Origin of the sequence: Methylomarinum vadi (assembly GCF_000733935.1) — a bacterium.
Classification (GTDB): Bacteria; Pseudomonadota; Gammaproteobacteria; order Methylococcales; family Methylomonadaceae; genus Methylomarinum; species Methylomarinum vadi.
This window is the reverse complement of the sequence record NZ_JPON01000001.1, coordinates 825,578-839,378: the sequence shown is the minus strand read 5'-3', so window position 1 is coordinate 839,378 and position 13,801 is coordinate 825,578. Positions and strand designations below refer to the sequence as shown.

Here is a 13,801-nt window from a genome sequence, read left to right as displayed (position 1 = left end):
TGATAACTGATACGGCTTCAACCGGGCATTCTTACTCGTTAAGGGATGCGTTGGAAACGTATCGAGACCAGGATAACCATGTCGAAAAATATTCGTGTAGAACGTTTAAGTGGCGAAAAATTAATCAAATACATTCCTGATTTGGCGCGATTGCGCATCGAGGTGTTTCGGGATTTTCCTTATTTATACGACGGCGATTTCGATTACGAGGAAAAGTACCTGCAAACCTATATCAACTGTCCGGACAGCGTCATCGTGCTCGCTTTCGATGGCGATAAGATCATCGGCGCTTCGACCGCAATTCCATTGAAATACGAAACCGATGAGGTGAAAAAACCCTTTATCGAACACGGTTACGATCCCGATGAAGTCTTTTATTGTGGCGAATCGGTTCTGAATAAAGCCTATCGCGGTTTGGGCATCGGGGTTCGTTTCTTCGAGGAACGCGAAGCCCATGCCGAGGATTTGGGCGGTTTCAAGCATATCTGTTTTTGTTGCGTCGAGCGTCCGAACGACCATCCACGACGCCCGGCCGACTACGTGCCGCTGGATAAATTCTGGAACAAGCGTGGCTATTTCAAGCATCCGGAATTAAAGACCACCTATACCTGGAAGGACCTGGACGAAGCGGAAGCGACGCCTAAGCCGATGACGTTCTGGTTGAAGGAAGATCATGCCTAAGATAGCCGCCGCGCAATACGATGTCGGTTTTTTGCCGAGTTGGCAGGCGTATGAAGAAAAGACCGTTCGCTGGGTGGAGGAAGCCGTCGCCGAGCAGGCCGAATTATTGTTGTTTCCGGAATATGCCAGCATGGAGTTGGCGTCATTGTTTCCCGAAGAAGTTTATTCGTCGTTGGCCGAACAATTGAAAGCCTTGCAGACGCTGTTGCCGGATTACCTGAAGCTATATCGGGAACTGGCGGCCAAACACGACATTTATATTCAGGCCGGTACTTTCCCGGTGAAGGTCGAGAGCGGCTATCGCAACCGGGCCTATTTGTTCACGCCCGACGGGGAATTCGATTTCCAGGAAAAGCTGATGATGACCCGGTTCGAAAACGAACACTGGCTGATCGAAGCCGGCCAGGATATCCGTGTCTTCGACACCCGCTTCGGCAAATTGGGCATCAATGTTTGTTACGACAGCGAATTTCCGCATTATGCTCGGCAGATGGTCGAACGCGGCGCTTCTCTGATTTTGGTGCCCAGTTGCACCGATACCCGGGCCGGCTATTATCGCGTTCGCATCGGTTGTCAGGCCAGGGCGCTGGAAAACCAGTGTTATGTCGTGCAGTCGCCTCTGGTCGGTGATGCCGAGTGGTCCGAGGCGGTCGATGTCAACTGCGGCGCGGCGGGCGTTTATACGCCGGTCGACCGAGGATTTCCCGATGACGGTGTGCTAGCCGTCGGTGAATTCAACAAGGCGCAATGGGTTTATGCCGACTTGGATTTGGCAAAGATGGAGCGGGTCAGGCTGGACGGGCAGGTTTTCAATTACAAGGATTGGCCGAAACAATTTGTCGCCGAGTAGTTCCTTTGCTAATAAAACGCCGGTTGCTGTGGTCGACAGCAACCGGCGTTGTTCGTTAATGAAACAACGTAATTAGAACAATTGCTTGCGGATTTCCTCTTCGCTATGGCTGACCAGGTTCTTGTCGAGACTCTTAATCACCATCTTTTTCGATTGATCGGATAGATTGTCTCGCAACAGTCCCAGAAATTTGGGCGGACATACCAGGATAATTTGTTCCAGCTCGCCCTGCACGCGGGCTTTCTCGACTTTTTCGGCGATTTGTTTGGCGAACGTGATCGTCGCTTGTTCTTTGGGGCTGGTATGAGGCTCCATGGCATGCTTGTTTCCGGTAGGGCCGCTTGTGACCGTTCTTCCCGGTAGGTCGGTGGTTAGCTCGGATTCATGAATTTTCGATGCCGGATTGAGCATTTCCGGCAGTTCCTCCAGAGGTTCTTTTTTGGATGGAACGGTAAAAAACCTTGCTTGGCTGCTTTCGGCAGCGATGATCCAAGTTTTATGCATATTACCCTCTCTTTTTGTAGGTTCTCCTTGATATGTATGCCCGTTAACTTCGTCTCTCTCAACCAACAAAATTAATCGGATTTTACAAGATCGAATCGGCTAACGGTAATACCATTTTGCCTCCGTTCGGTTAATTCTGTCCAAGGTTTTTCAGAATTTCTTCTAGAGGCACTAAATTCATTTTCGCCCTGAATAACACCTCGTTATGTTCTAGCAGGCCGAAGCACTCATAAGTGCGTAGCATGATATTGGTTTGATTCAGCGTGTTATGGCGGGATTCGGGCAATTGTTTGACCAGAATATGCAATTTGTCATTGTCCTTGACCTGCTTTAGATGCTGACGGTCGACAGAAATTTCATGAGAAGTGTAGACCATGGGGTTGCGTTTGAAATCGTGGTGCTCCAGCTGCGCTCTCTCCAGCAATGCGCCGGAAGTCAGGCTGCAAGGATAAATTTCCGGATAGTGGGCGATATGCGCCAGTTCGTCGAAATAATCGGACTGCTCGGCCAGTGAACCGGAGAGAAAGTTTTTGGCATTGCCGTTATGCATGTATTTGCGCTTTAGGAAGAATTCCGTGTCTGGGACGATACTTTTGTCGGGAAGATGGCGCAAATCGGGCAGCTGAGTTAAATCGGTATCGGCCAGAAAAAGCGGGTCGTGCGTTTCTTTTTTGAAACCGATCAAGATGGTTTTTTCTTCGGTTTTGATAGCGATGCGGTTGGTCAGCGTCAGATTGGGAATGGTCTTGATCAATGTTTTTTTGATATCGAGATAAAATTCCTGACGCGGACGCAGGGCGTTAACGAAGGTGATTTGATAATTACTGAAACGTAGGCCATTACCCTCGATAATCTGGTTTTCATGGTTCGCTTCGCGATAGAGGCGCATCTGGTATTCGATCAAGGTATTCAATTGAAAACCCAGCGCGATAGGGCCCTTGAAAGGGTTATGGGTGATTTGCAGCCATTTATGCTTATCATGGAATAGATTGAAGTCGTCCGACGCGTTGCGGGCCACTTCCAGGTGAATCTGGTCGAAGACGAACGGTTGCTCTTTCATAGGGTCAAGGCTGTTGCAATAAAATCAGGGGCAATAGCGGGGTCGGCGACCGATTTGTCAAACCAAAAACTCACCGGATAATCGAAACCCATGCCATGCATGTAATTATAGAGTGCTTTTTTCAGACCGCGTCCCAGCAAATCGTGATCGGCCCCGACGGGGTCGATATAAGCGACTTCGTTTTCGGCGAATTGTACGTTTTCATTCGGGATCAATTGAATCCGATATTGCTCCGGGTGCAAGCCTACCGGACTGTGAACGGTCGCGGCAAAACGATGCCAGTAGGCGGATTGGAAGCAGCCGTTGGCCATCAATTGCCTGACAAGTTCCAGCGATTCCACTGTTTCCGCCTCGGTTTGACTGGGAAAACCGTACATCAAATAAGCGTGCACCAGAATACCGGCATCGGCGAAGTGACGGGTAACGCGCGCGACTTGTTCTACGCTGACACCTTTTTTCATTAACTTTAACAGGCGGTCGGAAGCCACTTCCAAGCCGCCGCTGACGGCGATACAACCCGATTCCGCCAATAGCCGGCATTTTTCCGCGGTAAAGGTTTTCTCGAAGCGGATATTACCCCACCAGGTAATGACGATTTCGCGTTCGAGCAGTTGTTCCGCCAGTGCGAACAAGACCTTAGGCGGCGCCGCTTCATCGACGAAATGAAAGCCGCTTTGCCCTGTTTCGGCGATCAACTGCTCGATGCGGTCGACGATAACGGCGGCGCCGGCCTCTTGGTAACGCCCGATATAATCCAGACTGATGTCGCAGAAACTGCATTTTTTCCAATAACAGCCGTGCGCCACGGTCAGTTTGTTCCAGCGGCCGTCGCTCCAGATACGGTGCATCGGATTGAGCATTTCACACAGCGATAGATATCGGTCGAGCGGTAGGCCTTCATAACAAGGCGTACCGGTTTGATCATGAAGAAAGTCCGGCAATTGCTGGTTCTCATGATGATAGTAAACTTGCCCGTCGCGCAGGCGATAGGTGCGAGTTAAGTCATCGACGGAGCGCTGAGACTGGAGATATTCCAGCAGCGTCAGCAACGGCCGTTCGCCGTCGTCCATCGTGACGTAATCGACGAATTCGAAGAGCCGCGGGTCTTTAAGCGAACGGAGTTCGGTGTTGACGAAACCGCCGCCCAGAACGATTTTTAACTGTGAATCGATACGGCGACACGCACTGGCGATCTGCAGCGCCCCCAACATATTGCCGGGAAAAGGAACGGTAATGCCGATTACATGGGGTTGTTCTTCTTCGATATAACCAGCCAGCAATTGCTCGATCAGCTCTCGGGTGTGCGATTTAGTTCCTTTTAATTGGCGATACAAGTCGTCGAAGGAGGGATTGCTGGAGGCCAGGCGTTCGCCGTAGCGTGAGACTTCGAACAAGGGATCGACGCCGTCCTTCATCACGCCGACAAGATCGTTGATAAACAAGGTCGCCAGGTATTTTGCCTTGTCTTGCAGGCCCAAATCGCCGAAGGCGTGATCCAAAACATCGCCGGATAGATCTTCCATCTGATAAAGGCTCTCGAATTGCGGGCCTTCCGGTAAAAAATGGCGAGAGGCGATGCGCAAGGCCAGGCTGGGGTCCTTGCCTTGAAGAAAACGTATGCACGATTCAACTCTTTGTTGGTAGAGAGGGAAATGGGTGAAGAAATGATAAATCGAATCGGGCAATTCTTCGTCGTCGACAGCGGCGAAATTATCCTCGACGATTCGGTAGATTCGTTCCAATCCTTGCTTGCTCAGTATTTCTAATAACAATTCAATGGCCAAGTCGCGTTGTGCGACTGGATAGCCTTGTTTTCGCAGAAATCCGGTCAAATACGCGGTAGCTGGATAAGGCGTATTCAGCTGGGTCATCGGTGGGGTTAACAGCAGGACTTTCGGTTTCATTGAGTTTGAATGTCTGTTTGATGCGGCCAGATACAGTAGATTTTGGGGGGAACATTGTACGGAAAAAAACGAGGGAGGACGATGATTTGAGTTATTGGCGTGACGTGATCAAGTTTCCGGTTTTTTTGGAGGGGAAAGAAATAAAAAGGATGAAAAAAAACAGTAAAGTAATGGCTGGATCATCAAATGGGCTGTTGGCTATTGTAATTATTGAAAATCCTACTATCGAGGATAGTAATATTGCAGCAAAGAATTGTTGATTCATGATTTCACGGAAAAGATGAAAAAGGACATAGATAAACAATGAGATAAAGGCAAGGAGCCCCAAGCTACCTTGTTCGAATAAAATCTGTATCCACTGATTTTCAGTTCGCCAAGGTTTGAGTTTGTCAGTTGTGAAGAACCAGTGATCCATCCCATTGGCAAAATTACCATTCATGATCAGTTTTTTTCCATCTGTGGATATTAAAAAGATATTTTTTAGCTCTACTGTATTGTTTTTATCGGTATAGTTAAAAACCAGTTTAACGGGTTTGGTCGATAAATTGGCAAATACATTGTTATCTGATTCACCAAGTTTTCCACTATTAAAGACCTGAGAAAATTGTTGCCATTCTCGGTGAGTAGATTGTTCTTCCCTCAGGTGGAAGGTCCTGCAATCGAATGAGTGATGGATGGCTTTTTCACAGAGCTGAACGTTAAGACCGTTTATTTGTTCGGTTCTGAAGTCGAATTGTAACTGATAGTGGGTATAGGCTTTTAACGGGATCTTCTGTTCTATATAAAGAGGCGCACCACCTCTTAATTCAAGAAAAGAATTTTCGGCATTGTTTTGAATAGAGAAAGTCGCCGGGGTTTGGTCAAAGGTTTTCCAAAAGTAAGTCCGGGGAAAAGAGCCTAAACCCATGCCAAATAGATAAGTGAAAAAGTCGTTGTCCATCATGTGAATGGCGTGTTTCCAGTGCGAGCTTCGGATATTTGCTTCGTCTATTGATTGATCGAAACGTTTTTGTATGAAGCTCCCTTTCAATACGGGCATGGCCAATGTCATGGCCAATATCATAAACAAAGGAAGCCAGAGTAGTTTTAGCCGTTTTTTTTCCAACTTTTGTTTGTTACAAATGATCAAGCCGAGCAGGAGAATAAAAAAACTAACAACAAAAGCAATATAACTGCCGCGGGAAAAAGTAACGAGTAACGTATAAAAACTGCTGCTAAAAATGAGAAGAGCCAAAATTCTAGGGATTATTTTATGTTCTAAATCGGTGAATAATAGAGCGATAAAAGGCATGGATAGAAGCAGATATGCATCTAGGTGCGCGCCACCGGTGTGCATGCTAAAAAACGATGAGGTAATGCGGAAGTCAGCGTCGAAATTCAGTAGCCCAGTGAAAACGATGCGTTCCCAAATTGCGATGATAGAGGTCAGAGATAGACCGGTTAAGACACCGTAGGTAAATAAGGCGTTAGTTTTTTTGTTGTTGTGTAATTGATGATGGTAAGCGAGTATTGGCAATAGACACAGGGACCAGAATAGCCCCTTCGCTATCCTGATACTGTTGTAGTGGCTGTAATAATGAGAAAAAGCATTGGCATCTAAAGGTTGCAGCGGTAATAAGCCAATAAGCGTGCTTATCATGTAAAAAATAGCATAACAACCCAATAAAAACATTGCCGACAGCCTTATTGTGCGTAAGGGTGAAGCTGTTCTGCCACGCCAGTAACTGATTGTGATGATGGTCAAAACCAGAAAATCCAATTCAGTAAAAAATAGGCGCCCGGTCCAGGGGGCAAGGTTAGAAATTGGGAGTAGGGCCGGTATAAAAATCAACCAGGCAGAGGGATATCGGTATACAACGGTAGCCACTAGCAAGAGAACAATGCCTAATATTACACTGTTACCCGGATAGTCAAGCAGTTTCCAAACCAAGGTAAGAAGGACGGCAATGGCAATCGCTTTATTTAAGGGACTGCTCGGGCTTTGAATATCTGAGTCAGAATCGGCTGAACGCCAATCTTCTTGCGGCTCATCGACCTCTTCCAATGAAGCCTGGCGATGGCCTCCGCTTGCTATGTCGATAGGCTGATGAAACCATCGATACATGACTTCGGCAATGGAATAGGCTAGATAAGATGCAACGAAGCCGATCAATACATTGGTTGGATCGGGGTGTTTCCCGACAAAAAATAACTTACCGGCCTCCATGATTACAGCCAAGCCGGCGGCAAACAGCCCAGCATTTAATTTGCTTGACGAGCCGGAATTTGTGTTAGCCGAAGATCGCCATAACCACAAGCCGAAGCCGACAGGCATATACATTAATGAAATGCTGAGTAAGCTGGTTAAGGCGACGGATTCGGTTGAGTAATAATGATAATAAAAGGGCAACCAATTGATTTTGGATACTTTTCCAATGATGTTGCCGGTTAATTCAGTCTTGGATAATGACCAACCGTTTAAATTAGCAATCAAAAGAAGATAAGGAATTAGCAGGATGGTCAGATATTTGCGGTAATTAAGAGTAGGTAACGTCTTGTGTTGCAGAACGAGTCTGTTATAAAGTTTTCCCCCAAGTCCCATGCCGATGATACGAGTGAAAATCGAGAGGCCTTGAGAGACGCCTGAAACCAGGAAAACCTGAACAGTCTCGATAATGACTCCGAAGATAAAACCCATCAACATGACAGCTGTCAATCTTTGCGGATGCCATTTAAAGATCACGCTGAAAAAAACACCTAATGGAATAGCCATGACTATTTCGGATGCTATTTTGACGGTGCAGCGTAATGAATCACCGCAACCCGAAGCAAATAGAAAGGCGCTATTTTCTGAAGCCAATTTGTCTTGTAACTCCTGGAGCGATGTGACGAAATCGTAGGGGAAAAAGCTAATGGCAAAGTAACTAATGGTGTAAAGAATGGCGCTGGCTATGAAAGCTTCCTTGCCGCCCGCCAGTATGTGTTGATACAACTTGGTAAAGCGTTTTCCATAAAGGTATCCTAAAACCAGTCCTAGCATGCTACCGATAGTTTCGGCGATCAAATCATTGAGGGAAACGGTTCTGGGCGGGAAAAACTGTTGGTAAAATTCGATCGTGATGGCAAGGGCAAGGCTGAAAGCCAGGATGAGGAAAGCAAGAAGAAAAAGTTGAACAGATGATTTAACTTTGTTTTTGAAGTAAGCCGCTAACGAAAAAGTCAGCGGGATGTACAAAATGATATTGGCAATCCAGTCGGCTCTGGAGGCGGCGCCAAGATTTAGATATGGGATATGCTTAAAAGACTGCCAGGCCTGTTCTATGGGTTTGGGGTGGTAGTCTAGTGGGACTAGACTACCGTAAATTATGAAAAACGCATAAATAAATGCAAAGAAAAGGAAGTTAATTGGGTGGGTGTGAACTTTATTGCGCGGCATTATCTATGACATTTTCTTCAATAGATTATTATTGCCCGCATGCATCCGATCCGCCTTCAATTGTGGCTACAACGGCGTCAGTCCCATTATCAAAACAGTATTGAGAGCCATTTTGCCATACTTCATTTTCGTAAGATAAAGAACCGTAACTGTATGTAACAGTTGCAGCATTTGGTGTATTATCATTAATAGTCCAGCTCCCTACTGGGCTCGTAGGATCGATTGCTTTTAACGGATCAGGGTTGCTTGAATTATTAGGTCCGTGTTTATAATCGATTAAACTTCCGGTAACGTCGGTTGGACTGCCAGCATGATATTCCTGTGCATCCCATCCATTATTGCCGTCGCTAACGCAGACCGTATTTCCTATCAATGTACCCTGTAACCCAGGTACAGTCGTAATTTGACTCCAGCCGGCTCCTGGGCACTGGGCGAGGGTATTAGTGCTAATTCCTGATAACAACAGGATACCCAATGTAAGTTGTCGTTTCATAATCTTAATACCTCTAGTTAGTTGGCATTGATTAGCTTGCCGAATGCGAAAAAAAAATTTCAAATAGTGTAGATTATACTAAATTAATCTAACGGGCTATGCACTTGACGCAAGGCAGCGCTATATGTTGTGGTCATTATGACCAACAATTTAGCGTGATCGAACTCGTTGATTGTATGTGGGTAGCCAGTTCCCCACAATCGGTCTTTTCGTTTCCTCCCTGGCGGCCAGTACTAAATGTAGTAGATACTTGCGTCAAGTGCATAGCCCACTTAATCTATTTAAACGTTCATAATGTTAATATGAAGATACGTTAAATCACAACCAAACAATGATTTTAAATCAAAATGCCTTTATTTCATCAGATTTTAAAAGCACTGAGACTATTTTCCTTAATATTGCTTAGTTTGCTATCAACGATCAACTCAGTAAAGGCTGGTCAGAGTCTTGTTAATACGTTACAAAAAATCAAACCCGGAATCGTCGCTGTCGGCACCTTCATGCCGAAGCGGTCACCCCGTGCCGAATTTCGAGGGACCGGATTCGCCATAGGCCAGGGCGATCTGGTCGTAACCAACGCCCATGTTCTGCCCGCTTCGTTGAATATCGAGCAAATGGAGAGATTGGCTGTATTTATCAAGAAAAACGGCAAGGACTCGCTATACTTTGCAAAGGAAGTGGCGGTAGATACCGCACACGATATCGCCGTGTTGGCGCTGGTTAAGGGACGGTTGCCGCCGTTAGCCCTGAGTAACGAAGAGGTCAGAGAGGGAGAGCGATATGCTTTCACCGGCTATCCTATCGGCATGGTGCTCGGTTTGTATCCAGTAACCCATCGGGGGATCATCTCTGCGATTAGTCCGGTTGCCATTCCGATGATAAAATCGAAGCAATTGAATGCCAAGATTGTCAAAAGATTGCGGCAACCTTATATGGTTTACCAGTTGGATGCGACAGCCTACCCAGGGAATAGCGGCAGCCCTTTGTATGACCCTGAAACGGGGCGGGTTATCGGAATTATCAACAAGGTATTTGTCAAAGAAAGTAAGGAAAATATTCTTTCCAAACCGAGCGGCATCAGTTATGCGATTCCGATTGTTCATTTACAGAATTTATTGAAAAACAATAATCTACTCTAAGTTCTTAGTAACATAATGATAAGAATATTCAGACATTATATTTCCAGTGTTTATTTAGGGCTGTTTTTACTGGAATTTTCAGTCTTTTTTATTTCGATGCGTTACGGGCATGATGTTCGTTTTCTTTATATCGATTCCTGGTATTCGGATCAGTATGTTGTCTTATCCAGCATCATTTTTGCTGCCGTGCTTTCCCTTTCCAACATTGGAATCGGACTGTACAGACGCAGCATCACGAGTAATGATTATAAATTGCTCTACAGGATCGGCATTAGCTTTACTGTTGCTACCATCGCTTTAATCATCATCTATTATGCATTTCCTGCATTTACCATTGCCCGCAGTGTTTTGGTCTATGCCTTAGGGCTCAGTTTTACCGGTATGCTGATCCTGCGTTATTTGTTTTATCGCTATGCCAAAGAAAAAAAACTGCAAAAAAAGATTTTAGTCGTGGGCGCAGGACATAAAGCACAACAGCTCATTAGTAGCAATGAGCATTACTTGCACAAAGGGTTTCAGGTCTGTGCTTGCCTGCCGTTGGAAGGGGCCGAGATCAAGGTCAAGAGTTGTCGTTTGGTTGAAGGGCCTAGGGAACTACTTCAAGTCGTTCGGGATTGCAGCATAGACGAAATTGTTATCGCGGTCGATGACAGGCGCAGTCGCTTGCCGATGGATGAATTGTTGGATTGCAAGGTCTTTGGTATTGATGTGATCGATTTACTGACCTTTTATGAGCGGGAAAAGGCGATCATCGATTTGGAAAATATCTATCCGAGTTGGTTTGTATTTTCTGATGGTTTTGCCGGAGGCGGTTTCAGGGCATTCGAAAAAAGATTAGTCGATATCTTTGCCAGCTTATTATTGCTTGCGGTAAGCTGGCCTTTCATGTTGTTAGTGGTTATCGCCATTTTGATCGAGAGTCGTTTTAAAGGACCGATTCTATATCGTCAGACCAGAGTTGGAGAATTGGATAAAAATTTTTCGGTGTTGAAGTTTCGCAGTATGCGCACCGATGCCGAAATAAAAGGAGTGCGCATGGCGAGTGAAAATGACGATCGCGTAACTCGAGTCGGCGCGATTATCCGAAAATTTCGGCTGGACGAATTGCCGCAAATCTGGAATGTATTGCGGGGAGATATGAGTTTTGTCGGTCCGCGGCCGGAACGCCCCGAGTTTGTCGATGAATTCGCCAAAACCATCCCCTATTATCGAAAAAGACATCGGGTCAAGCCTGGGATCACCGGTTGGGCCCAATTATGTTATCCCTACGGGTCGAACGAATATGACGCGATCCAGAAGCTGCAGTATGACCTTTATTATGTGAAGAATTATAGCCTTTTCCTCGATTTAACCATCATCATACACACCGTTGAGGTGGTTCTGTGGGGTAAAGGGGCGCGTTGATTAAAACCTTTTCTGTTTCAGCCCCGGCCATTCGCTAAAGGCAAATACCCATATCATGATAATGTTGACGACAGGAATCAGCAGCACCAGCACCCAGATTTTGTCGATACCTGCCTTCTCTAATATTTTACTGCACAGCCATAAGATGAAAATGGCAAAAGCGGCGCCTAATAAAAAGAACAATTCCATTAGCTGTCACCTATATTGCGATGCTGATTCGGCCAATCGGTCAATGCGAGTTGCAGGCAGATCAATAGCAAGCCGAAGCCAGGCAAGAAAACCAATGCCGCCCAAATAGGGTTAAGGCCGGTTCGTTTGTAAATGATAATGACGGGGACCACGATCATCAAACCCACGATGATGCTGTGCAGGAATTCAGTAAATAAGAACATAGGCCGGCCTTTATTATTTGTTATTCGCTATGGTAAACGTTGCAAACGAATAGCACAAAAATATAAGGCGAAAGCTGGGGTTTTTTGTTTCTAAAACTTGGGTAGCGGGCAGGTGAAGGCTACTCCCGCCCGCTTTTGTGGCCGGGAGTTTTTTAGTAAACGTCCCTGACGTAACGTTTGTCCTTTTTCAGTTGATTAATGTAATTGGTCGCTTCGTCGTCGTTCATATTGCCGTGTTTGGCAACGATGTCGAACAACGCCTGGTCAACGTCTTTCGCCATGCGATAAGCGTCTCCGCAGACGAAAAAGTAACCGCCTCGTTCCAGCCAGGCGAAAATCTCGTCGCCATGCTCGCGCATTCTATCCTGAACATAGATTTTTTCCGCTTGGTCTCTGGAAAAGGCCAGATCCAAACGCGTCAATACGCCCCTTTCCTGCATCGTTTCCAATTCGTCCTTGTAAATGAAGTCGGTGGCCGCGTTACGGTCGCCAAAGAAGAGCCAGTTAGGACCAGTTGCTTTGCGCATTTCACGCTCTTGTAAGAAGGCGCGGAAGGGGGCGATGCCGGTGCCTGGACCAACCATGATCATCGGCAGCGTATCGTCATCGGGCACTCTGAAACTTTTATTCGGTTGAAAGAAAATCTTGACCTCGGTGTCATCATCCACAAGATCAGCCAGGAATGTCGAGCAAACACCTTTGTGTTCACGGCCATGGCTTTCATAACGCACGCTAGCTACCGTTAAATGAACGGCGTCCGGATATTTTTTGCTGCTGGATGAAATCGAATAGGCTCTATGTTGCAGAGGTTTCAACAGGGCTAGAAATTCCGCGGCGGAAAACTCCATGTCCGGAAATTGCTGCAGCAAGTCCAGGGTATCGCGTCCCCATAAATAATCGGATAATTTTTCCTTGTCGCCTGATTCGAGCAACCCGTTCAATTCTTGGTCCCCTGATCGTCTAGCGATTTCCTCCAAGAGTTCCTTGCTGGGTAATTTGATTTCGAAATGCGTGCGCAACGCCTCGGACAAGCTCATTAATTGGCCATTGACCGGTTCGTCTTCGTCGCCGTTACAGCCAATTGCTTTGATGATGTCGGCGACCAGTTGCGGGCAGTTTGTCGGTATCACGCATAGCGCATCGCCGGCTTCATAAGTCAAACCGGAATCGCCCAGGGAAATCTCGTAGTGGCGAGTTTCCTTGGAGGATTCGGCGGCGGTCAGTAAATGGTTGACCAACATTTTGGCTGGGAAGGGGTTTTTACGGTTCCAGGCGGGTTTGGTTGGCTCCGCCCCGGTATCGATAACCGCCATGGTGGCCGCACCCTCGGCCATTAGCGGTACGACTTCACTGATCCATTTTTCCGCCGGTTCCTCGAAATCGACATCGCAATCGATGCGGTCAAACAATTTACTGGCGCCTAGTTCCTCGAGACGTCTGTCCCACTCGATGCCGGCCTGGCAGAACATGTCATAACTGGTATCGCCTAACGCCAATACCGAATATTTCATGGCTTCCAGTCGCGGTGCGTCTTGTGCGGATACCGCTTCCCATAACATTTGCGCGTTATCCGGCATTTCCCCTTCACCATACGTACTGGTGATGATCAGGACATATTCCATCTGGGCAAATTGGGCGATTTCGATCTCGTCCATGCTTTTGATAACCGGCGCTAAGCCATGTGATTTAGCCGCTGAAGCCGCATCGTTGGCCACCGATTCGGAATTTCCTGTCTGGGTGCCGTACAGAATATTGATCACCCTGGCATTAGCCTGATCGACAGTGCCGGCACTTTGCAACATATGACTGTGCATGCCGGCAAAAAAACCACTTAGCCAAGCCCGTTGATTGTCACTGAAAGGTGCGTTATGTGGAATATAAGGTGCTTTCATTATGTTTTTAACCATTAAACCGGGCGCAATTGCTTCCCGGCCATCATTATTTATTAAGTGTATCTCG

The 13,801-nt window shown here is 46.6% G+C and carries 12 protein-coding genes; 4 read left to right on the top strand and 8 right to left on the bottom strand.

The genetic code is table 11. The features are described from left to right. Window positions 1–78: 78 nt before the first annotated feature. The gene (locus EP25_RS0104320) at window positions 79–681 is read left to right on the top strand and encodes a GNAT family N-acetyltransferase (RefSeq protein ID WP_031432756.1); all 603 of its coding nucleotides are present in this window, start codon (window positions 79–81) and stop codon (window positions 679–681) included. Beyond that, the gene (locus EP25_RS0104315) at window positions 674–1,531 is read left to right on the top strand and encodes a carbon-nitrogen hydrolase family protein (protein ID WP_031432755.1); all 858 of its coding nucleotides are present in this window, start codon (window positions 674–676) and stop codon (window positions 1,529–1,531) included. The genes EP25_RS0104320 and EP25_RS0104315 overlap by 8 nt, the downstream gene beginning before the upstream one ends. Window positions 1,532–1,603: 72 nt before the next feature. Here the strand turns inward: EP25_RS0104315 and EP25_RS0104310 are convergent, their stop codons facing one another. The 5 genes from EP25_RS0104310 to EP25_RS23230 all read right to left on the bottom strand — a co-directional run bounded on the left by EP25_RS0104310 (window position 1,604) and on the right by EP25_RS23230 (window position 8,907). Then, a complete protein-coding gene (locus EP25_RS0104310) occupies window positions 1,604–2,035 on the bottom strand; it encodes a host attachment protein (RefSeq protein WP_031432754.1) in 432 nt (143 codons plus the stop codon). A 130-nt stretch (window positions 2,036–2,165) separates the two neighbouring features. Continuing rightward, window positions 2,166–3,095 (bottom strand): hypothetical protein, encoded by a 930-nt coding sequence (locus EP25_RS0104305; RefSeq protein WP_031432753.1) that lies wholly within the window; start codon window positions 3,093–3,095, stop codon window positions 2,166–2,168. Beyond that, the gene (locus tag EP25_RS0104300; protein ID WP_031432752.1) at window positions 3,092–4,999 is read right to left on the bottom strand and encodes a B12-binding domain-containing radical SAM protein; all 1,908 of its coding nucleotides are present in this window, start codon (window positions 4,997–4,999) and stop codon (window positions 3,092–3,094) included. The genes EP25_RS0104305 and EP25_RS0104300 overlap by 4 nt, the downstream gene beginning before the upstream one ends. A gap of 91 nt (window positions 5,000–5,090) precedes the next feature. Then, a complete protein-coding gene (locus tag EP25_RS0104295; protein ID WP_031432751.1) occupies window positions 5,091–8,414 on the bottom strand; it encodes a VanZ family protein in 3,324 nt (1,107 codons plus the stop codon). A gap of 28 nt (window positions 8,415–8,442) precedes the next feature. Further along, window positions 8,443–8,907 (bottom strand): hypothetical protein, encoded by a 465-nt coding sequence (locus tag EP25_RS23230; protein WP_152555597.1) that lies wholly within the window; start codon window positions 8,905–8,907, stop codon window positions 8,443–8,445. Window positions 8,908–9,407: 500 nt separating this feature from the next. On the opposite strand from EP25_RS23230, the gene EP25_RS0104285 reads away from it, so the two are divergent. Both EP25_RS0104285 and EP25_RS0104280 read left to right on the top strand, forming a co-directional pair. Further along, a complete protein-coding gene (locus tag EP25_RS0104285) occupies window positions 9,408–10,046 on the top strand; it encodes a S1 family peptidase (RefSeq protein WP_235185837.1) in 639 nt (212 codons plus the stop codon). A 15-nt stretch (window positions 10,047–10,061) separates the two neighbouring features. After that, window positions 10,062–11,450, top strand: coding sequence for a TIGR03013 family XrtA/PEP-CTERM system glycosyltransferase (locus EP25_RS0104280; protein ID WP_031432749.1), 1,389 nt, complete (start codon window positions 10,062–10,064; stop codon window positions 11,448–11,450). Here EP25_RS0104280 and EP25_RS0104275 read toward each other — a convergent pair whose 3' ends face one another. The 3 genes from EP25_RS0104275 to EP25_RS0104265 form a co-directional block, all read right to left on the bottom strand. Beyond that, on the bottom strand, window positions 11,451–11,639 hold the full coding sequence (locus EP25_RS0104275) for a hypothetical protein (protein WP_031432748.1): 189 nt from the start codon (window positions 11,637–11,639) through the stop codon (window positions 11,451–11,453). Beyond that, a complete protein-coding gene (locus EP25_RS0104270) occupies window positions 11,639–11,842 on the bottom strand; it encodes a hypothetical protein (protein WP_031432747.1) in 204 nt (67 codons plus the stop codon). Before EP25_RS0104270 ends, EP25_RS0104275 begins: the two co-directional genes overlap by 1 nt. 152 nt (window positions 11,843–11,994) lie before the next feature. After that, window positions 11,995–13,734 (bottom strand): sulfite reductase subunit alpha, encoded by a 1,740-nt coding sequence (locus EP25_RS0104265; protein ID WP_031432746.1) that lies wholly within the window; start codon window positions 13,732–13,734, stop codon window positions 11,995–11,997. Between the last annotated feature and the right edge of the window lie 67 nt (window positions 13,735–13,801).

What these genes read in the sequence shown, in the direction of transcription:
- EP25_RS0104265 (WP_031432746.1), bottom strand. Translation starts at nt 13,734, where the DNA reads ATGAAAGCACCTTATATTCCACATAACGCACCTTTCAGTGACAATCAA.
- EP25_RS0104315 (WP_031432755.1), top strand. Translation starts at nt 674, where the DNA reads ATGCCTAAGATAGCCGCCGCGCAATACGATGTCGGTTTTTTGCCGAGT.
- EP25_RS0104275 (WP_031432748.1), bottom strand. Translation starts at nt 11,639, where the DNA reads ATGGAATTGTTCTTTTTATTAGGCGCCGCTTTTGCCATTTTCATCTTA.
- EP25_RS23230 (WP_152555597.1), bottom strand. Translation starts at nt 8,907, where the DNA reads ATGAAACGACAACTTACATTGGGTATCCTGTTGTTATCAGGAATTAGC.
- EP25_RS0104295 (WP_031432751.1), bottom strand. Translation starts at nt 8,414, where the DNA reads ATGCCGCGCAATAAAGTTCACACCCACCCAATTAACTTCCTTTTCTTT.
- EP25_RS0104305 (WP_031432753.1), bottom strand. Translation starts at nt 3,095, where the DNA reads ATGAAAGAGCAACCGTTCGTCTTCGACCAGATTCACCTGGAAGTGGCC.
- EP25_RS0104280 (WP_031432749.1), top strand. Translation starts at nt 10,062, where the DNA reads ATGATAAGAATATTCAGACATTATATTTCCAGTGTTTATTTAGGGCTG.
- EP25_RS0104300 (WP_031432752.1), bottom strand. Translation starts at nt 4,999, where the DNA reads ATGAAACCGAAAGTCCTGCTGTTAACCCCACCGATGACCCAGCTGAAT.
- EP25_RS0104285 (WP_235185837.1), top strand. Translation starts at nt 9,408, where the DNA reads ATGCCGAAGCGGTCACCCCGTGCCGAATTTCGAGGGACCGGATTCGCC.
- EP25_RS0104320 (WP_031432756.1), top strand. Translation starts at nt 79, where the DNA reads ATGTCGAAAAATATTCGTGTAGAACGTTTAAGTGGCGAAAAATTAATC.
- EP25_RS0104270 (WP_031432747.1), bottom strand. Translation starts at nt 11,842, where the DNA reads ATGTTCTTATTTACTGAATTCCTGCACAGCATCATCGTGGGTTTGATG.
- EP25_RS0104310 (WP_031432754.1), bottom strand. Translation starts at nt 2,035, where the DNA reads ATGCATAAAACTTGGATCATCGCTGCCGAAAGCAGCCAAGCAAGGTTT.